This window comes from Streptomyces griseoruber (assembly GCF_001514205.1).
GTDB classification, from domain to species: domain Bacteria; phylum Actinomycetota; class Actinomycetes; order Streptomycetales; family Streptomycetaceae; genus Streptomyces; species Streptomyces griseoruber.
The window spans coordinates 201254-220584 of record NZ_KQ948763.1; the positions used below are offsets into that span (position 1 = coordinate 201254).

The window sequence follows — 19331 nt, forward strand, 5'->3', positions numbered from 1 at the left end:
ATGGAGAAGCGTGGACAGGGTGACCCTGACATCGGTGCCGCGCCGGTGGGCAGCGACGGCAACGACCGGTTCGGCGTCGCGGTGGCGCCTGGTGAGCTGCGGATCGTTCAGGATCTGCTGAACACGGCTTCCATCGGGAGGGCCGGTGGCGATGTTCCGGACCTCCTGGACGCGCCGGATAGCGCGGCGCGGTGGCTGGGCGCCTACGGGATCACGGGCGACAGCCCGGGCGTGAGCGATCTCCGGACGCTGCGTGACGCGATACGGCGGTCGTTGGTCGAGCGCGACCACGGACCGGATCGCGACGCCGGCGCCAGGCCGGCAGCCGTCGAATCAGTCGCCCGCGTTCGACTCGAAGCCGACGGGACCGTGAGATTCGTGCCGGGCTCGGTAGGTATTCCCGCGCTCGGCCAACGGGTACTCCTGGCGATCTACGACGCCCAGCTCGCTGGAACGTGGCGCCGCTTGAAGCTGTGCCGTAATCCGCTGTGCGCGGTGGCCTTCTGGGACAGCTCCCGCAACACCAGCGGTGTGTGGCACGACGTGCGCACCTGCGGCAACGTCGCCAACCTGCGGAAATCGCGTGCGCGGCGGGGGCGACCGGGCCAGAACCTCCCGACAAGTTGACCGGACCAAAGCGGGTGGGTGGGACAGGTTCCGGGCGGCGGGCGAGGGGATCGGGGTGCGTGGTCAGCCGGTTGTGCTCGGCGGGGGCCTCCGTACCGTGCCGCCGTCATCGCGGCGGTGACGTCCAGCGGGGGACGTCGGTGGGGGAGAGGTCGGGGCGGGCGTGCGCGGTGGAGCCACCGGCCCGAGGCATCGGCTGGTAGGACACCGGCGCCAACAGCACGTCGGCAGCGCCGGCGTTCCGCGCGTCCTCAGCCGCCTGGAACACCTGGCGGGAACGCAGCGCCCCGATACCGACGATGACGGGCACCCCGTCGGCGTGCTCGACTGCGATGCGGGCGACACGGGCGCTCGCAACGCGTACGCAGCCCCGGTGCATGAGCCGCCGGAGCGGGTCCGCCGTTGCTGTCGTGGCGGACCCGCTCGCGGGACTCGTATGTCGAGTGGGTCAGAAGGCGCCGGGGTAGCGGCCGAGGGTGCCCTGCGGGTCGCCGGGGTCCGCGCCCTTGACCTGGCCGACGTAGAGCTCGACCTGGGATCGGAAGCGTTCGACGGCGTCGCGGTCCGCCATGAACCTCGCAAAAGCCTTCGGATTGGTGTTCTTGTACGACGCCAGCGGCTCGAGTCCGGCCGGGGGCGCGACGTCCTTGCGGACGGACCAGGTCCACGTTGCGATGGCGTGCTCCTGGGTGGACTCGGAGTTCAGCCAGCTCAGGAACAACTTGGCGCCGGCCTTGTGCGGGGCGTTCTTGAAGATGGCGCCGCGCTGGACCCAGGAGTTGAAGCGCTCGGAGTCCGAGAAGACCTGGGTACCGTTCGGGCGGGCGTCGCCGCCGACGGCGATGGAGGCGAGGTAGTCGCCGCTCGCCACGCCGGCCGCGGAGCCGGGAACACCGCGTATCAGCTTGGGGTTCTGCTCGACCAGCTTGGCCAGGTAGTCCCAGCCGTACTCGTCGATGATCTGCTTGTAGCCGAACAGTACGGCGTCGTCGTCGTTCGGGTAGGTCAGGATCAGCTTGTTCTTGTATGCGGGCTTGAGCAGGTCGGTGCCCTTGAAGTTACCAGGCTTCGCCGGGAGTTGCCTGGTGTTGACGATGTAGGAGAAGGCGCCGTAGAAGACGCCGGTGTAATAGCCGTCCTTGTCCTTGGCGTTGGGGAAGACCTTGTCCCACCCGACCGGCTTGTACTTCAGCAGGTCGCCCTGCTTCTTCCAGCGGTCGAAGTCCTGGGTGGTCTGGAGGATGGCCGCGTCGGCGACGAGGTGGCCGGTGGCGAGCTGGTTGTCGATGCGGGCGTCGTGGTACTTGCTCAGGTCGGTGACCAGGTTGAGCTTCATGTCCGGGAACCGCTGCTGGAACGTGGCGGCCAGCGCATCCCACTGGCCGGGCATGTCGCCGCCCATGTAGACGGTGACCTTGCCGCCCTCAGCCTTGGCCTGCCGGTAGAGGGCGTTCAGCTGGTCTTGTTCACTCGTGAACGGGTGCCGGTGGGCGGCGGTGTCGGCCATGGCGGTCGTGGAAACGGTGGTGAGGGTCAGGGCGGTGGCGAGGGCCGCGCCGATCAGCTTGGTTTTTTGCTTCATGGCGATGTGGTGTCTCTCAAGAGGGAGCAACGTTTGAGATTTCAAACGTTGCGTTGCGACGCACGTTACGCCGGATCGTTTGAACATTCAAACGATGTCGGCCTGGAGTGTGACCATGCCCACGACGCCCCGCTGGCTCGCCCCCGAGGAACGACGAGCCTGGCTCGCCTATATCGATTTCTCCACCCTGCTGTCCGACCATCTGAACCGCCAACTACGCAGGGAAGCGGGCGTGACGCATGCCGACTACACCCTGCTCGCCCACTTGTCCTCCGTCCCGGACCAGACCCTGACCATGTCCGAACTGGCCGAGCGGGTGAGGATCACTCGCAGCCGGCTCACCCACGCCGTGACCCGCCTCCAGCAATCCGGTTACGTGGACCGTCGCGACGACCACATCAACCGACGCAACCAGCTCGCCCTGCTCACCCCACAGGGGCGCGAGCTACTGGAGCGTGCGGCTCCCGGCCATGTCGAGGCCGTACGCCGCGCCGTCTTCGATGCGCTGACCCCGGAGCAGGTACGCCAGTTCGCGGAGATCGGCGAGGTGATCAACACCGCACTGCAGGGTGCGGACGCCACCGAGGACGACCAGGAGCCGCCGCCCTGGCGCCGGCGGTAGGGCCGGCGCGAACGCCGCCTCCTCGTGAGGTGATCCGCCGTCCCGTGAAAACGAAGCCGAGCGGCAGGGCGGGGTTTCGCAGCGTGCCCAGGGCGTCTGCCGATGGTGAGAGCCAGGGCCAAGGTCTCCGACGGGTTCGGCCGCACGATCCGACAGGTGATCACGGACATCCCGTCCGGAATGCAGGCCGAACCCGAACAAGGCCGCGCCGAACAGCACCACGGGCCGCACTGCCCATGGCGGGAGCCGCCGCAGGCTGGTGGCGGGGCTGTTCGTCCGGGTAGTCCAGTCAGGCGTCGACGGCCTCGAGGAGCACGGACGACGACGACAACTGCCGTGCGCCCCCCCACGAGCGAAGGCGACGTTCGTACGGTCGTCCTGTTCGGGTGCGCCGAAGATCAGTCCGCCTCCGTGAATCCAGCGCAGCGCCGGAGCCGCTGGCATCTCAGCTGTGCCGTTCGGTATCCATCAGCGCGAGGGCGTTGCGGATGCCCTGTTCGAGGAGGTCGTCGGCGAGTTGCCGGTCGGTCAGGGCGCGGGAGAGTTGCAGGGTGCCGGCCATGATGCCGAGGAGGCTGAGTGCCTTCAGGCGTGCCGAGGGCGGGTCGTGGGGTGCCAGGCGGGCGGCGAAGCCGTCGATGAGGACCAGTGCGCCGTCGGTGTAGGCCTGCCTGGTGGTATCCGTGGAGCGTGCGATCTCTTCGAGCAGGGCGGCGTTGGGGCAGCCGGCCTCGATGTCGTCACGCTGCTCGGTCGAGAAGTACCAGCGAATGATCTGCTCGAGGCCGGCGCGGCCGGGTGCCGCCTGCGCGATGATGTTCTCGTGCTGGGCGCGCATCTGGTCGGCGACCGCGGTGGCGACCGTCCTTGGACATGAAGTAGGCGTAGAAGGCGCCGTTGGTCAGACCCACGTCCTTCATGAGGGTCGCGATGCCGGAGCCGTCAATGCCGTCCTGCTTGAGCCGGCGTCCCGCCGTCGTGATGATCCGCCGCCGTGTGTGGTGTTTGTGTTCTTTCGGGTACCGCACTGTGTTCCTCTGTTGCAGCCGGGGCGGGTGCCGCGGCTGCCATCCTGGTCGGGTCAGTGGGGCGCGTCGGCAAGGAGCGTGGGGTGTTGATCCTGGCGGTCTGCGGTAAGAACTGGCCGACCGGATCCCTGCTCGCGCCTATCAGCTGGGAGGGGAACTTCCTCTCGGGCACCTTGCACTTGCCCGCGCAGGTGGCCTTGCCTTTGACACCGCTGCCCCTGGCCGTGCCCGAGTGGACAGCTTCAGCAGCTTCACCTGGTACGCCCACGTCTTGATGTCGCGATTGCTGTAGGCGTAGGCGACGTGAGGCCAGACGGCTCACGACCGCCCCCGTGCGGGGATTGGTCACCGTCACATCAGCGGGGAAGACCCTGCAGGCCTTGAACCGGTTGACGTGTCACTTGCCGTCCGCGCCGTGGTCGTCGCACCAACTCGGGGTCGGCCAGGCGCTACCGGAGTCGGCACGTCTGAGTCGGGAGGCGTGCGTCGGTCGCTGCGGCGTGCGGTGGCGGGTCCCTGCCAGCGCACGGCGCGTTCGCTGTCCAGGCCGAGCTGGTCCATGACCCGGGCGACCAGGTGGTCCACGATGTCGTCCACGGACGCGGGCTTGTTGTAGAAGGCCGGCATGGGCGGCAGGATCGTCACCCCCATCCGGGAGAGAGCCAGCATGTTCTCCAGGTGGATGGTCGACAGCGGGGTCTCCCGTACGCCGAGCACCAAGGGACGCCGTTCTTTGAGGATGACGTCCGCGGCCCGCGAGACAAGGTCGCTGCCGTAGCCGGCCCGTATGGCGGCGAGCGTCTTGGCGCTGCACGGCAAGATCACCATGCCGTCGGTGCGGAACGAGCCGCTGGATATGGAGGCCGCCTGGTCATCCGGGCCGTGGACGACATCGGCCAGGTCGGCGACCTGCCGCGCCGACCAGCCGGTCTCCAGCTCAATGGTCGCCCGCGCCCAGCGGCTCGTCACCAGGTGTGTCTCCACGTCCGGTTGGCCGGCGAGCTCCTCCAGCAACCGAATGCCCAGGATGGCCCCCGTGGCACCCGTCATTCCCACGATCAATCGCATCGCAACTGCCCTTTCGTATGCGCAAGCCGGGCCGCGTCCTGTGCGGCCGGCACCGCCCGTTCAGGACGTGGCCCGGCGGATCCGGCGGTCTCAGTGCTGGTGCCTGGCCAGAACCTTGGCGCGCACCGTGGAGGGGTAGGCGTGCGCGAAGTCGCTCAGTGCCTCGCGTTCGTCCGGGGCGGGGAGCAGGGCATCGTGTACGACCTTGGTGGCGCGGCCTGCGCGGCGCTCTTCCTTGGTGTAGCAGGTGAGCAGCGAAAGAATGGGGCCGTCCTCGAAGCGCACCGTGCGGTCAACGGGGTGGACCCGGGTGCCCAGCGCCCACATCAGCTCGGCATCGTTCGCGGGATCGACGTCGTCGTCGAGCAGGAACACCTGCGGCAGGGCTGCCCCGTACTTGGTGGAGTGGATCGCCTCGCCGACCCGGCGGGCGAACTCCTCGGAGGTGACGCCGGGCAGGTGGTCGCGCCAGTCGCCGGGGACGGACACGACCAGCCAGTGGCTGGCGCTGCTCAGGGAGGACCAGGCGGTGGTGACGGGCAGTCCGGCCGCGCGGATCACGTCCAGGGTGCCGGCGGCCACGCCGAGCCCGGTGACGGTGTGGAAATCGTCGGTCGGCTTTCCTTCCGCGACCAGCGGCCAGATGGGGTCGTCGCGGTAGGTGATCGCCTCGACGCTGTAGACCGGCTGGAGGCTCGTCCCGGACGGGATATAGCCCGCGAACTCGCCGAAGGGTCCCTCGACGCCGGTGCGTTCGACGGAGAGGTGGCCCTCGATGACGATCTCGGCGCTCGCGGGGACCAGCAGGTCCGACAACTCGGCCTTGACGACGGCGAGCGGCTCGCCGATCAGCGCGCCGATGTAGTCCGCCTCGGCGACGCCGTCGCCGATCGGGATGCCGCCGACGTACGGGATGGCCGGGTCACCGCCCTGGACCAGCGCATACGGCATGGGCTGGCCGAGGTCGGCCCACTGCTGCCAGATCTGGGCGATGTGCTGCGGGTGAATCACCAGCCCGGTCATGTGCTTGCCGTCGACCATCATGATCCGGGCGATGGACCAGTTGGTCCAGGACCCGTCCGGAGTCTGGGCGATGATCACGCCGTACGTGTTGACGTAGCGATCGCCGTCGCCCTCGTGCACGAACGGCACCGGGAAGCGGTTGAGGTCCGCGTCATCGCCGAGCAGGACGTTCTGCTTGACCGCGGCGTCGCCTCGGCTGACCGTCTTCGGCGGGATGCCGGGGCGGTGCTGGGTGGCGGCCAGGTGGTCGATGATCTGCGGGCCGGTGGCCTCGGGCGGCAGTCCGATGCTCAGCGCGACGCGGGCGAAGGGCTTGCCGGGGGCGGCACTGAGCGCGGCGGGTGCGCCCAGGAGGCGGAAGCCGTCGGCAACGCCGGTCACCTTCTCGAACAGCGGGGCGGGCAGGCGGTGCTCGGTGCTGTAACGGGTGTGCGCGGCCGCCTCCAGATTCCAGTCGACCTCGGTTTCGATCCGGTCGAGGTCCCCCAGGGCTTCCAGTGCCTTGATGTGTTCACGCAGGTCCGAGGGATGGCTCATCCCGTCCTCCTCGAGAGAATGTCAGCACACGGAATATCTGTGTACTGATAATCCTCCCACAAGGCTCACCCGACGCTGGTGGCGGGGAGGTGTGAGCTGTGTGACAGGATCTTCATCCCGCGACCGAAGGGAGTCCGCAGGCCATGCGACCCGAACAGCTCATCGACCAGCCGATGCACCTGCTGCGTCGCGCGCTTCAGCGGGTCAACGCGGTCTGGCAGGCGGAGGTGCCCGAGCTGACCGCCCCCCAGTACGCGACTCTCGCCACGCTCGCGGAGCGTCCCGGGATCGACCAGTCCGCCCTCTGTCTGGCCACTGCCATCGACCGGTCCACCATGACCACCCTGCTGGACCGGCTCTCCTCGCGAGGCTGGGTCAACCGCGAACCCGACCCACTCAACCGCAGGCGTCACATCGTCCACATCACGGAGGAAGGGCACGCGCTGCTGCGCGAGGTGGAACCGGCAGTCGCGCGCGTGAACCAATGGACCGTCGATCAACTCGGCGAAGAGCGGACCGGCACGCTACTCCCGCTGCTGAGCGATCTGGCCGGCGTCGAGCTGGACGGTTGAGCGGTCTGACGGTGCGCGCTCCGGATCAACCCTCAGCCCGCTCTCGGCCCGCGCTGCCGTCGCCAGCGGCCTCAACCCTGTTCATCACCACAACGGCCGCACCGAGGGCGTCAACACGCGAACCAAGCGGATCATGAGGCAGATGCCCGGCCGAGCCGGGTTCCCACTGCTCCGCCACCGCCTCTGCTCCGGTGGGACCTGAATCCCGCCGGAATCCGCCAAGAGCCGCTGCTCGCAACCCAACGGCGGGACGCAGGACCGAAGAACTCCCCGAGACCGAGCGGCGGCCGCCCGCGTACTCCGGCCACCCGACGAGGCGCCGGAGCGAGCCGGCCGGGCTCAGCCGCCCGTCGACTCCCGGATCACCGCGGAGAAGTGGCTGATGAACTCCTGGTGGTAAGCCCCGGGCTCGGTCTGCTCGATCCGCCCGGCCGGCAGGTCGACCGCTCACCGCGCCACATGCCGTAGTCCGAATCGATGGCGGACAGCGAGGGGATGCGGACCTCGACGTTGTCGAAGCCGATCACTTCGACCTGCTCCGGCACCCGTACCCCGACGTCGGCCAGACCGGACCCCCTTCGCCATTACACCTCAGCCCTGCGTCAGCCCTGCCTCGCGGGTGCGAGGCTGTAGCGGGCCGCGCCGTGGCCGGGGAGGTCGGCCGGCACGCATTGGCCGTCGTGAGTCGTGTCGTTGCGGCTCCACAGTTCCCGGACGCGGCCGTCGCTCCGGGCACCGATGCCCCCTCGCCACCTGCAGAACCAGACAAAGTATCTCCAGCCTCCCCGTTTCACTCGGGGATGGCTGACTCTGGGGCGGAAATATGGACGCTGGTGATCATGCGGGAGCTGACGATGGGCAACCGCCGCTTCGACACGTTGCAGGTCCAGACCCTGGCTTCGCCGCAGATGCTGACCAACCGCCTCAAGCGGCTGGAGGCCGACGGCATGATCGAGCGCCGTGCCTACAGCGTGAAACCCCGCCGCTACGAGTACCACCTGGCCGCCAAGGGCGAGGCCTTCGCCTCGGTGCTGCTCGCCCTGCGAGCATGGGGCGAGACGTGGTGCAAGGAGCCCGGGGAAGGGATTGCCGTCCATCAGATCCACACAGCATGCGGTCGCGAGGTGGGCCTGAGCGGGACCGTGTGTGAAGGGTGCGGCGAGCCCTTCACCGTGGACGAAGTGAGAGGTGAACTCAGCGCGGCCTTCGCACGGGAACGCGAGGACAGGAGCACCGCCGCCAGACAGGATGCCGAGACCCGCCGAACCTAACCAGCATGTTTCACTTGCTGCCGTGTCCGGATCCTGATCGAAAACACGAAAGTGCCTTCTGAGCTGGGATTCGGTTCCTACGAGTTCTGCACCCGCCTCCTCGGGGAGACCGGCGTCATGTTCACCCCCGGCGCCGCCTTCGACATCGAGCACACCATCCGCATCGGCTTCGCCGACGACACCGAGACCCTGTGCACCGGCCTGGACCTGGTCGGCCAGTTTCTCCGACCGCTTCGCCCAGGACTGACTCACCGGCAAGAGCGCTGGGGGAACCCAGGTGCCCCGCCTTATGTGGGGTCGGAGCGGAGAGTGACCGTGCGAAGGAGAGCGTTCCGGCAGGCCTGGATGGCAGGGTGCTGGCTGCGGCCGCGGCGTACCACGGCGAAGATGCGGCGTGTGCGTTGCCCGCGGGGGAGCTGGCGCAGGGTGACGGTCGGGGGCTGTCCGCTCCAGACGAGGCCGGGCAGGAAAGCCGCGGCGTGTTTCTGCTCGACGAGGCGCTGATGGAGCAGGAGGTCGGTGGTCTCGAACCGTACGTCGGGTTCGAAGCCGGCGTTGCGGCACAGAGTCATGGCCCAGTGCCGGGCGGCTGTGCCTTCGGGTTCCATCACCCAGGGGTGGTCGGCGAGTGAGCGGAGCGCCGCCGTCGGGCCGTCGGCGTCCCTTGCGTCGGCCGGCTGCGGCATGGCGAGGTGCAGGGGGTCGTCGAGCAGGACTTGCTGTTCGAGTTCGGCGGGCCGCGAGTGGGGATTGCCCGGGTATTCCTCGGCGAGGACGAGGTCGAAGTCGCGTGCTTGCAGGGCAGGCAGGGACTGCTCCGGCTCCATGTGCGTGACGTGGACGCGCAGACGGGGGTGCTGGTCACGCAGCAGGCCGAGCGCGGTCGGGACGAGGGCCAGGGCGGCCGTCTGGAACGAGGCGACGCGCAGGGTGCCGGTCACGTCGGTCAGGGAGGCGGCGATGTCCGCTTCCGCGCGCTCCAGGCGTTCGAGGACCGCTTCGGTATGGGAGACGAGGATCTCGGCCTGCGCGGTCAGCCGCACCCGCCGTCCGACCGGCTCGAGGAGCGGGACGCCGACTTCGGCCTCTAGTTGGGAGAGCTGCTGAGAGACGGAGGAGGGGGCGTAGGAGAGGGCGGTGGCCACGGCTGCCAGGGTGCCGCGGTGCTTGAGTTCTCGGAGCAGACGCAGCCGATGCAGATCGAACATGGGCGGCTCGCTCTCCTCGCCCTCGTGGGCCGATGGCTGAATGGTCGGCCTGGCCGATGAGTATAGGTCGTAAACATTCGCTGGACCGATAGCAAGGGAGCGTCGGACCCTGATCGTATGTCCGACGACGCTTCCTCCTTCCATACGCTGCCGTGGTTCGTGCGTCCCGATGCCCGTGCCTGGCGGTGTGAACCCGCGCCCGCAGAAGTACGGGTCTTCCACTCTTCGCTACCCGACTACGCGCCCACCCCACTGACCGAACTCCCTTCGACTGCAACGGAATGGGGCGTCGGCCGGGTCTTCGTCAAGGACGAGTCGTGGCGTCTGGGGCTGCCCGCGTTCAAGGCGCTCGGTGCGTCCTGGGCGGTCCACCGCACCCTTGCCGAGCGGACCGCGAACGGCGCGGAACATGGCCCGATCACCCTGGTGACCGCCACCGACGGCAACCACGGCCGCGCGGTGGCCCGCATGGCAACCCGACTCGGTCAGAACGCCCACGTCTTCGTCCCCCAGGGCGTGCATCCGCAGGCCGTTGCGGCCATCGTCGCCGAACAGGCGAAGGTCACCGAGGTCTCAGGGCCGTACGACGAGGCCGTGCGCCTGGCGGCCGAGGCGGCTGCCGCGCCGGGCGCGGTCCTGGTCCAGGACACCGCCTGGCCGGGCTATGAGCAGATCCCGGGGTGGATCGTCGAGGGTTACTCCACCCTCTGCGCCGAGATCGACGAGCAGTTGGCGGCGAAGGGGGTCCCCGAGGGGCCCGACCTCGTCTCCGTACCGGTGGGCGTGGGGTCGCTCGCCCAGGCCGTCGTCACCCATTACCGCAGCCGCCCCTTTGGGCATGCCCCGGCTCTGCTGTCGGTGGAGCCGGAGGCCGCGCCCTGCGTCCTGGAAAGCCTCACCTGCGGCGCACCCGTCAGCGTCACCACGACGGAGACCACCATGGCCGGGCTGAACTGTGGCACCCCGTCCACCATCGCCTGGCCCCACCTGCGCGGCGGGCTGGACGCCGCGGTTGCCGTCTCGGACGCCGACAGTGCCCGCGCGGCCGGTGATCTGGCCGCTGCCGGTGTCTCTTCCGGTCCCTGCGGGGCCGCGGCGCTCGCCGGTCTGCGTGCGGCGCTCACCGGCGTGGGAGCCGAGGAACGCCGTGCGGCTCTGGGGCTGGGTCCGACCTCGGTGGTCGTGCTGCTGAGCACCGAGGGCACGGCCGCAAACCCGCACTCCAGCCACTGAACATGGGACCCACTTCGTGGCCGCCAACGTCGAGATCGGTGTGGTCACCGACGTGCAGGGCATGTCCTGGCGGGAGATCACCATCCACGGCCGTGCCACCCACGCCGGCACCCCCCACCCACCTGCGCGCCACCGTCGGCCACTGGATCGTCCACCCGGACCTCACCGACATCGTCTCGGCCCGCGCCGAGGAGGCCCTGACCGCGTTCCCATACGAACTGGAGGGGAGTCAGCCGGGCCTGTCACCGACCACCGGGCGGAAGGCCAGGACGGCCCACGTTCCCTTTGACGAGGGTCGCCGCGCTCTGCCCCACCGCCATGATCTTCCTACGAGGCGAGTACGACGGCATCAGCCACAACCCGCGAGTACTCCACCCTCCTACGCCTGGCAGACCAGCACTAACCCCTCACGCCCCGAACACCGCCACTTCCCCAGTGCCGTACTCCGAAAGGCCCCCATGCTTCCCGAGACTCCCGTCACCCCTGGATCCCCTGCCTCCGATCCCGCCCGTCTGCTGGCCCGGCTGATCTCCATCGACTCCGTCAACCCCGACCTCGTACCCGGCGGGGCCGGCGAGAGCGTCATCGCAGACTTCTGCGGCGCATGGCTGGCCGCTCGCGGCTTCGAAATTCACCGCCTCGAAAAGCGGCCCGGCCGGCCCTCGCTCGTCGCGATCGCCCGCGGCACCGGCGGCGGCCAGTCCCTCATGCTCAACGGTCACCTCGACACCGTCGGCCTCACCGACTACGACGGCGACCCGCTCGACCCACAGATCCGCGACGGCAGGATGTACGGCCGCGGCACCTTCGACATGAAAGCCGGCATCGCCGCCATGATGGTCGCCGCCGCCCGCACCACCGCCCACGGCCCCCTGCGCGGCGACGTCATCCTCGCCTGCGTCGCAGACGAGGAGTACAGCAGCTCGGGCACCGAGGAGGTGCTGGAGGCCTTCACGGCCGACGCGGCAATCGTCACCGAGCCGAGCCACCTCGATGTCACCCTCGCCCACAAGGGCTTCGCCTGGTTCGACGTGGACATCGAAGGCCGTGCCGCGCACGGTTCACGCCCCGACCTCGGCGTCGACGCCATCGCCAAAACCGGACACCTCCTCGTCGCCCTGGAGAACCTGGGCGCCCGCCTCGCTCAGGGCCCCGCACATCCCCTCCTGGGCACCGGCACCGTGCACGCCTCCGTCATCCACGGCGGCGAGGAACCCTCCACCTACCCGGCGCACTGCCGCACCACCCTGGAACGCCGCACCGTCCCCGGCGAGGACGCCGACAGCGTCGAGCGCGAACTGGCCGCCATGCTCGACCACCTCACCGCCACGGTCCCCGACTTCCGCTACCGGCTGACCCGCGGCCTGCACCGCGAACCCTTCGAAGCCGACCCCGACGCCGCGATCGTCCGCACCCTCACCCGCCACGCCGAGCAGGCCCTCGGCCACCCACCCGTGGTGCGCGCCGAGCCCTACTGGACCGACTGCGCCCTCCTGGACCGTGCCGGCATCCCCTGCCTGCTCTTCGGCGTCGACGGGGAAGGCGCCCACGCGGCAACCGAGTACGTCGACCTCGCCTCGCTGGACCGCCTCACCGACATCCTCACCGCCACCATCGCCGACTTCTGTTCCTGACCTGGACTCTGATGCTGAACGGAGAATCGATCTTCGGGAGGGCCGGCCACCGGTTCAAGCAGGACGGGACAGACGGATCCGGGATCTCCACGCTGATGTCGGACGCCGGACTCACCAACGGAGCCTTCTACGCCCACTTCGACTCCAAGGACGACCTCGTCGCCAACGTCGTCGCCGACCAGTTGCGCACGCAGATGAAGAAGTGCGGCACGCTGCGGCCCGGCCGCGAGGGACTCGAGGACTTCCTTCGCGACCATCTGTCGCCCGAGCACCGGGACAACCCCGGCGGCGGATGCCCGTCCGTTGCCCTGCTCGACGAGGTCGGCCGCTGCGGCGGCGGGACCAAGGACGCCTACACCGACGGTGCCAGGGCCATCGTGGAGGAACCGGCCGTCCGGCTGGCACCCGAGGATCCGCAATCCGCCCGCGGTAAGGCCATCGGGCTCCCTTGCAGTGGTCCCGCGCTCTCTCCGATTCTTCGTCGGGACCATCCTGTCGTCGTCACCGTTGGCGACGAGCACGGGCTGCTGGATGACGGAGAGATCCCGCGGCCGTGCCAGCCCCTCGGTTCTCGCTGTCGAAGTCGGTGGCCCCCTGTTCGCAACAGCAGGAAAGTCGGACCCGCGGCGTTTCGCGTGAAACCGGTTCATCAGCTAGTGCGGAGGCGTGGGAAGGGGGCGCATTTCGACGACCTTTTTCATCACGATGGTGGAGGTGATGCGCTGGAGGCCCGGCAACTTCGTGAGTCTGGATTCGTAGAGACGTTGATAGGCGTCGAGGTCGGCGGTCACCACCCGCAGTAGGTAGTCGGGGTCGCCGAACAGGCGCTGCGCCTGCACGACGTTGGGGATAGCGGCGACGGCCTCGTCGAAGGCGGCGAGTGTGTCCTGTGCCCCCTGCCGCAGGGTGACGAAACCCAGGACCTCGAAGCCGAAGCCCACCGCGGCGGCGTCCACCTCGGCGTAGTAGCCGCGGATGACACCAGTGCGCTCCAGTTCACGCAGGCGCCGCTGACAGCGGGAGATGCTCAGCTGCACCCGGTCGGCCAACTCGGTCAGGGTCAGCCGCCCGTCATGTTGCAGCTCAGCAAGAATCTTGCGGTCCACGATGTCCATGCGCGTAATCTTCCCAGAGAACGGCCACTGAGAGCAAAAGAGACAAAAATTTCGCAGGGCTTCTCATATAGCCTTTGCGCGTCTATGGCGATCTGTCGAGAGGGTCCCGGCAGGACGCCCGGAGGAAGAGCTGAGCGAGGAATCCTGTGAGTTTTTCCGGCATCCATTCTTCGTCTCTGCACGCCATCGGAGGAACACCGCTGGTGCGCCTGCGTCGCGTCGTTCCCGATGGTGCGGCGGAAGTCCTGGTCAAGGTGGAGGGAGGCAATCCCACCGGTAGCTACAAGGATCGGATGGCCCTGGCCGTCATCGAGGGCGCGGAGCGACGGGGTGCGTTGGCTCCTGGACAACGCGTCGTGGAGTTCACCGGGGGCAGTACGGGGTCCTCACTGGCCTTCGTCTGTGCGGTGAAGGGGTATCCCCTGTCGATCGTGACCTCGGACGCGTTCGCACAGGAGAAGCTGCGCACCATGCGCGCGTTCGGTGCCGATGTGACCGTGGTGCCCAGCGAGGGCGGCCGGATCACTCCCGAACTCTTCGTGCGGATGCGCTGGGAAGTCGACCGGATCGTCGAGCGCGAAGGTGCCTTCTGGACCGATCAGTTCCACAACACCGATGCGCTCACCGGCTATGCGGACCTCGGCCGTGAAATCGTCCAGCAGACCCAGGGCAGCGGTGTGACAGTGGACGTCTTCTGTGCGGCCGTCGGCACCGCCGGCATGTTCGCCGGCGTTTCTGCGGCGCTGGCGCAGGCCGGCCGGATACGCGCAGTCGCTCTCGAGCCGAACTCCTCGCCGATGATGACCGCGGGCACACCCGGCCCGCACCGCGTCGAGGGAATCGCCACCGGCATCGTTCCGCCTCTGCTCGCAGAAGGCCCGTTCGACGAAGCCCGCACCGTGGACGAAGAAGAGGCTCGCGAGATGGCATCTCCGCTGGCTCGGCAGGAGGGTGTCTTCACCGGTACCGCCGGCGCCCTCAATGTCGTCGGCGCGATTGACCTGGCTCGCGAAATGGGGAGGGGGCACACCGTTGTGACGGTCGCCCCGGACACAGGACTCAAGTACCTCACGGGCAATCTATTCGACTCCTGACGGGGCATCCCACCCCGGCAGCCGTCACCCCGGATGCGCCGACCGGGCCGCGTCCCGGAACGACTTCAACACATGCCGCACCATCTGCCCCGAAGTGTTGGCGCGGAGGAATCCCGGAATACCACCGCAGGTGAGTTCGAGCGCGATCCCGCCCTTGTCCAGTGGACCGCGCAGGTCACGACCGCCCGCACACGCTGGAGGTATGCCACGGCCGGTGCCGGCGGCCTGCAGCCGGGCGGTCTCCCGGGCGGTGGGGGTGGAGACGACCGGGCCGAACACCTCGTGCTGGTCGCGCAGAAGGGCCAGGTCGGTGATGCCGGCGCAGCAGGTACTCGCGCATCCGCCAGCCGGGGTGTCGTCCCCGCGTTCCTCGTCGACTGCCTTGGCTCCGGGCCAGGCCATCCCGACGACGATGTCTCCCAGCTGGTGAGGTCCTCGGCAGCTCACCTGCGGCGCTCGATCTCCGTGGGATCGGCCACTCCGGTGCGCTGCATGGAGGCGGGTGGTAGGCCAGGGGCCGGCGCGGACGGCGACCGGGGCGCCCAGGATGAAGCCCCGGGCCTCCAGGCCGACGGCCTTGGCTGCGTAGCCTCCTCGGAGCCGTCCAGGCCATCGGCGCCGACCGGCTGCTGTTCGCCGTCGACTCCGTTCGTCGGTTTCGTTTCCGTCATCGTCGAACCCGATGCGCAACCGGTCGTTCGGTGCCCTCGACCTGGCGCAGGATGCTCGGTCTGTCCGAGCTCCGTGGCACGGATTCCGACCGCCGCCTCCCCCCCGCCGGAAGTAGCACAGGTTGCAATCGGGAGCAGGCGGCCTTCGCCGGAGCGGCAGCCTGAGGGCTGGTCGGCCGCTGTTCCGGCAGCGCCGTCCATGTCCGGCGTCCGCTGCGGATGCCCCCGGCTGCGCCTCCCCGACCGGTCACTGGCTCGCCGGTCGTACTGGTGTCCGACTCGCCGCCACGCGCGCCAGACCGGCAGCCGCGCCGTGCAATCGGCCTGGCCCGCGAGGGGACGCACGGTTGTTTCTTCCTGCCTGCGACCTGCTCCCGCCCAGCAGGCATACGCGCCTTCTGGCTGCTGATAGTAAACTCAGCTATACGGTCAGGCTGCGGGGTGCACGTGGCCACCGGAGCGAGTACCCGGCGTCGATGTGGAGGTGAGTTCTGTGCGCTCAGGAAGGCACGTGTCCGGCCCTATGGATGACGAGCCGGCCTGCTCCATGGAGCGGAGCCTGCAAATACTCGGCGAGCGGTGGACCCTGCTGGTGCTGCGTGAGGTCCTCTACGGCAGGCACCGGTTCGCTGAAATTCAGTCGTCTCTCGGCATCGCGTCGAACCTGCTCAGTGACCGGCTCAAGGTTCTCGTCGACGCCGGAGTGCTGCGGACACTGGCCTACCAGGAGGCCGGCAGCAGGCCCCGGCAGAGCTACCACCTGACGCCGGCCGGGCTCGAACTGCAGCCCGTCCTGGGTGCGCTGCAGCAGTGGGGCGACCGTCACCGTCCGCGGCCCGCAGGTCCCTCCGCTTGCCAGCGGACCCGCTCCACGGGTCGGGCCGTCCATGTGGGGTTCCTCGATGAGGATGGCCGCGAGGTCCCCATGGAGGATGTGTCACTGATGGCATCACCTGAGCCTCAGAGCTCACCCCTCGGCCAGTCCGGCTGAACGCAGTCCCCGCCGGCCGCCCCGAGCGTCCTCCCGTCCTGTCACCGCACCCACGGCGTCAGGTACTTCCACGGCTGCTACTCGATCGGCGACGACACCTCGCCGCCCAGAGGACGGAGCGCGCTCGCATCCGCAGCGAGAAAGGCATCCGCTGGGGCGGACGATCAGCCCTCATCGCGTGATCGGATCGAGCCTTCGCTCGTTAGCGCCGCCCCGTGGCGGGTCCGAATCCTGCGTCGCCAGGCTGACCCCCGCCCGTCGTCTCAAGGCGCGCTGCAACTCTCGCACCTGGTCCTCGGTGCGCGCCCGACCTCGCACAGCCTGCTCCAACGCGCGCTCCGACTGTTCGAGGAAACGCCGGCGCCTTGCGGCTTCCTCCCGAATGCCAGCACTCCAGTCATTGCTGGGACCGCTGAATCTGACGAAGTCGGCTAGTGCCGCGGCAGGCAACGTTCGCCCCGTCGCGACGCCCGGCACGCACTCTCGCCGCACCGGCCGAAAGCCCAAGTACGTCCAGTACGAGGACTTCCGGCCGGCACGCCGAGAGCACGCACCGGACGCCGCTCCTTGACAGGCAAACGTTGCCTGCCGCGGCACTAGCCCACTCCGCTCCCGACAGACCGACAGCTGAAGACCCACGAGAGCATCCGGCACCTGCATCCCAACATCGTGGCAGTGAGGCACACCGGCAGACATGCCGTGACGTGCCTGCTCGGCACCGCTGCGGTGACACTCCGGCGCCCCCTGACTCGCCGCTTCTCTCGAAGTGGGGGCACGGTCACATCCAGACTGGATTGCATTTTTAAAGCCAGACCCTCTAGGGTCACTCCTATGAGCAATCCCTCGCAGTTTCAAGTACATGTGGTGTCGCCGTCCTACTGGAAGGTGACCTTCGAGAACGGCCCGATCAACCTCTACGATCCGGACACCATCGATCAGCTTGGCGATCTGGTGACCCGCATGGAGCAGGACCCCGATCTGACCGTCGTGGTGTTCCAGAGCGCCAACCCCGACTTCTTCATGGCGCACTTCGACCTCCTGTCCGACATCCAGCGCGTGTACACCACGGCGCCGGGCCCCACTGGGCTCCTCCCGCACTCGGACAGCCTTCTGCGCCTCAGCAAGGTCCCGGCCCTCACGATCTCGGCCATCAAGGGCCGCGTCCGAGGAGCGGGAAGTGAGTTCGTCCTGAACACGGACATCCGCTTCGCCGGCAGCAACGCCATCCTGGGACAGCCCGAGGTGGGCTTCGGCGCCGTACCCGGTGGCAACCCGATGGGGCGACTGGCCGAGCTGGTGGGCCGGGGCCGCGCGATGGAGATCGTGGTGGGAGGAGACGACTTCCCGGCCCAGCTCGCCGCCGAATACGGCTACGTCAACCGCGTTCTTCCCGAGGACGAGCTGGACGACTTCGTCGACACCTTCGCCCGCCGCGTCGCCGGCTTCAGCAAGGCCGGGGTCTCCGGCACGAAGGAGTTCGTCGACGCGGCCACCGCCATCCCGGCGGGGGAGTACGCGGCCGCTCTGGCCGCCTTCAAGCGCACGGCGGGGCGTCCGGAGAACGCGGATCACGTGCGCAGCCTCTTCGAACGCGGCTTGCAGCAGCCCCAGGGAATCGAACTCGATCTCGGCAAGCACGTCGCCGAGAGGTTCTGAGCCTCTCGGGCGTTTGCGCCGTCGCCTGCTCCGTGGGGGCATGCGTGGACGGACGCCCGCGAAGCGCAACGCAGCCCGGACCCCGGCGCCGCGTGCGAACGGCCGCCGCTGTCTGGCCATGCTCATCCGGAAGCCATCGACAGCGGTGCGCTGGGTGTCGAGATCACCTTTCCGGCACCCAGCGCTGCCCGTTGACATGCTGGGCGATCCACGGCCGCTAATGCTTCAAATTTGAATCATGATGTCCCCCGGGCATCACGCCCACCTCAGGGTGCACGCCGCGGCGTGCACCTCGGCCCAAACGACAAGGCCCTCTCCCATGTTCTCGATCCATCCCCGATACTCCGCGGTCCGCTTCGGCGTGATCGGAGTGTCCGCCGCGTCGCTCGTCGCCGCCATCGCGGTCTCCACCGGGGGCGCATCCGCTGCCACCGGCGGTGACCCGGGCTTCACCCGCCACACGATCACCCAGAAGGTCTCACTCACCGGCAGCGGACCGGCTGACCAGACACTGAGCGCCGTGCAGTACGAACCGACCGGAGCGCGCGTCAAGGGCATTCAGGTGATGGTCCCGGGCGTCACCTACGACCACCGGTACTTCGATCTCAAGACAAGCCGCGGCTGGGTCTCACAGGCGCGCGAAGCGGCCAAGGACGGCTGGATCTCCGTCGCCGTCGATCGCCTCGGAACCGGCGACTCCAGCAGCCCGGCCGCGGACCAGCTGAACGGCGCGACCCACTCCGCCACCATCCATCAACTGATCACCAAGCTGAAGGCCGCCCATAAGGGGCTGCCGGTCGCCTTGGTCGGCCACTCCATGGGAAGCGCGGTGGCCATCAGGGAGGCCGCGACCTACAAGGACGTCGACGCCGTGGTCGTCACCGGATTCATGCACCATTCCGGCTCCGGCCAGCTGGTGTTCAACGCCATGATGCACCCCGCAGCCGAGGACGCAGCCTTCAAGGGCCGCACGATACCGGATGGCTCCCTCACCAGCAGGGACGGCATGCGCCACCAGTTCTACTGGCCGTTCAATGCCGACCTGAGCACCGTCAAGGGCGACGACGCGGTCAAGCAGATCACCACCCAGGGAGAGTTCACCGCCTTCGGGGACGAGCTGATCAACGACACGTTCGGCAAGAACGTCGATGTCCCGGTCCTGTCGCTCGTGGGCGAGCACGACGGACTGTTCTTCGACCCCGCCGACCTGAAGAAGGCCCTCGCCGCGGAGCCGGCCTCCTACGGGTCCAGCCCTGACGTCGACGTGAAATCCGTTCTCAATGCCGGCCACGACCTTGCTCTCCAGCGCAACGCCGACAGCACCACGAACACCATCAACGAGTGGCTCTCCGACAAGCTCTAGGCTCGCGCCTTCCTGAAGCGCGCTGTCCGACAGCCG

16 protein-coding genes and 4 pseudogenes are annotated in these 19331 nt (G+C 68.6%); 11 read left to right on the top strand and 9 right to left on the bottom strand.

Annotated features, from left to right (window positions below):
• Positions 1-627 (top strand): CGNR zinc finger domain-containing protein, encoded by a 627-nt coding sequence (locus tag AQJ64_RS00880; RefSeq protein WP_079061447.1) that lies wholly within the window; start codon positions 1-3, stop codon positions 625-627.
• A gap of 106 nt (positions 628-733) precedes the next feature.
• Here AQJ64_RS00880 and AQJ64_RS50420 read toward each other — a convergent pair whose 3' ends face one another.
• Together AQJ64_RS50420 and AQJ64_RS00890 are read right to left on the bottom strand one after the other, a co-directional pair.
• A complete protein-coding gene (locus tag AQJ64_RS50420) occupies positions 734-937 on the bottom strand; it encodes a hypothetical protein (RefSeq protein ID WP_244902630.1) in 204 nt (67 codons plus the stop codon).
• A 138-nt stretch (positions 938-1075) separates the two neighbouring features.
• Positions 1076-2209 (bottom strand): ABC transporter substrate-binding protein, encoded by a 1134-nt coding sequence (locus AQJ64_RS00890; protein WP_055633632.1) that lies wholly within the window; start codon positions 2207-2209, stop codon positions 1076-1078.
• A gap of 115 nt (positions 2210-2324) precedes the next feature.
• On the opposite strand from AQJ64_RS00890, the gene AQJ64_RS00895 reads away from it, so the two are divergent.
• A complete protein-coding gene (locus AQJ64_RS00895) occupies positions 2325-2831 on the top strand; it encodes a MarR family winged helix-turn-helix transcriptional regulator (RefSeq protein ID WP_055633631.1) in 507 nt (168 codons plus the stop codon).
• Positions 2832-3276: 445 nt separating this feature from the next.
• Here AQJ64_RS00895 and AQJ64_RS00900 read toward each other — a convergent pair.
• The 3 genes and pseudogenes from AQJ64_RS00900 to AQJ64_RS00910 form a co-directional block, all read right to left on the bottom strand.
• A pseudogene (locus AQJ64_RS00900) lies at positions 3277-3751 on the bottom strand (TetR/AcrR family transcriptional regulator).
• A gap of 603 nt (positions 3752-4354) precedes the next feature.
• Positions 4355-4927: pseudogene (locus tag AQJ64_RS00905) on the bottom strand (UbiX family flavin prenyltransferase); the annotation flags it as partial.
• Between the two features lie 90 nt (positions 4928-5017).
• Positions 5018-6487: a UbiD family decarboxylase gene (locus AQJ64_RS00910; RefSeq protein ID WP_055633630.1), complete on the bottom strand. Its 1470-nt coding sequence runs from the start codon at positions 6485-6487 to the stop codon at positions 5018-5020.
• A 143-nt stretch (positions 6488-6630) separates the two neighbouring features.
• Here AQJ64_RS00910 and AQJ64_RS00915 point away from each other — a divergent pair, with 143 nt between their 5' ends.
• Both AQJ64_RS00915 and AQJ64_RS00920 read left to right on the top strand, forming a co-directional pair.
• On the top strand, positions 6631-7059 hold the full coding sequence (locus tag AQJ64_RS00915) for a MarR family winged helix-turn-helix transcriptional regulator (protein WP_055633629.1): 429 nt from the start codon (positions 6631-6633) through the stop codon (positions 7057-7059).
• 800 nt (positions 7060-7859) lie between these two features.
• A complete protein-coding gene (locus AQJ64_RS00920) occupies positions 7860-8330 on the top strand; it encodes a winged helix-turn-helix transcriptional regulator (protein WP_079061396.1) in 471 nt (156 codons plus the stop codon).
• A 287-nt stretch (positions 8331-8617) separates the two neighbouring features.
• On the opposite strand, the gene AQJ64_RS00925 is transcribed toward AQJ64_RS00920, so the two are convergent.
• Positions 8618-9538 carry a LysR family transcriptional regulator gene (locus AQJ64_RS00925; protein WP_055633627.1) on the bottom strand — a complete coding sequence of 307 codons (921 nt, stop codon included), beginning with the start codon at positions 9536-9538 and terminating at the stop codon, positions 8618-8620.
• A gap of 117 nt (positions 9539-9655) precedes the next feature.
• Between AQJ64_RS00925 and AQJ64_RS00930 the strand changes: the two genes are divergently transcribed.
• The 3 genes and pseudogenes from AQJ64_RS00930 to AQJ64_RS45130 all read left to right on the top strand — a co-directional run.
• Complete coding sequence (locus AQJ64_RS00930; RefSeq protein WP_055633626.1) at positions 9656-10771, top strand: diaminopropionate ammonia-lyase; 1116 nt, start codon at positions 9656-9658, stop codon at positions 10769-10771.
• Between the two features lie 458 nt (positions 10772-11229).
• Positions 11230-12405: an ArgE/DapE family deacylase gene (locus AQJ64_RS00935; RefSeq protein ID WP_055633625.1), complete on the top strand. Its 1176-nt coding sequence runs from the start codon at positions 11230-11232 to the stop codon at positions 12403-12405.
• Positions 12406-12416: 11 nt separating this feature from the next.
• Positions 12417-12851: pseudogene (locus tag AQJ64_RS45130) on the top strand (TetR/AcrR family transcriptional regulator); the annotation flags it as partial.
• A gap of 207 nt (positions 12852-13058) precedes the next feature.
• Here AQJ64_RS45130 and AQJ64_RS00940 read toward each other — a convergent pair.
• A complete protein-coding gene (locus AQJ64_RS00940; RefSeq protein ID WP_055633624.1) occupies positions 13059-13520 on the bottom strand; it encodes an Lrp/AsnC family transcriptional regulator in 462 nt (153 codons plus the stop codon).
• A 146-nt stretch (positions 13521-13666) separates the two neighbouring features.
• On the opposite strand from AQJ64_RS00940, the gene AQJ64_RS00945 reads away from it, so the two are divergent.
• A complete protein-coding gene (locus tag AQJ64_RS00945) occupies positions 13667-14614 on the top strand; it encodes a PLP-dependent cysteine synthase family protein (protein ID WP_063788706.1) in 948 nt (315 codons plus the stop codon).
• 24 nt (positions 14615-14638) lie between these two features.
• Here AQJ64_RS00945 and AQJ64_RS49510 read toward each other — a convergent pair whose 3' ends face one another.
• Both AQJ64_RS49510 and AQJ64_RS47615 read right to left on the bottom strand, forming a co-directional pair.
• Positions 14639-15016 carry a hypothetical protein gene (locus AQJ64_RS49510; RefSeq protein ID WP_055633623.1) on the bottom strand — a complete coding sequence of 126 codons (378 nt, stop codon included), beginning with the start codon at positions 15014-15016 and terminating at the stop codon, positions 14639-14641.
• A 114-nt stretch (positions 15017-15130) separates the two neighbouring features.
• Positions 15131-15199, bottom strand: a pseudogene (locus AQJ64_RS47615) (adenine phosphoribosyltransferase); the annotation flags it as partial.
• A 609-nt stretch (positions 15200-15808) separates the two neighbouring features.
• On the opposite strand from AQJ64_RS47615, the gene AQJ64_RS00955 reads away from it, so the two are divergent.
• The 3 genes from AQJ64_RS00955 to AQJ64_RS00965 all read left to right on the top strand — a co-directional run bounded on the left by AQJ64_RS00955 (position 15809) and on the right by AQJ64_RS00965 (position 19295).
• On the top strand, positions 15809-16276 hold the full coding sequence (locus AQJ64_RS00955; protein WP_055633622.1) for a winged helix-turn-helix transcriptional regulator: 468 nt from the start codon (positions 15809-15811) through the stop codon (positions 16274-16276).
• An 831-nt stretch (positions 16277-17107) separates the two neighbouring features.
• The gene (locus AQJ64_RS00960; protein WP_055633099.1) at positions 17108-17932 is read left to right on the top strand and encodes an enoyl-CoA hydratase/isomerase family protein; all 825 of its coding nucleotides are present in this window, start codon (positions 17108-17110) and stop codon (positions 17930-17932) included.
• 271 nt (positions 17933-18203) lie between these two features.
• Entirely contained in the window at positions 18204-19295 is a 1092-nt protein-coding gene (locus AQJ64_RS00965) for an alpha/beta hydrolase (protein ID WP_159060269.1), read from the top strand.
• Positions 19296-19331: the final 36 nt, after the last annotated feature.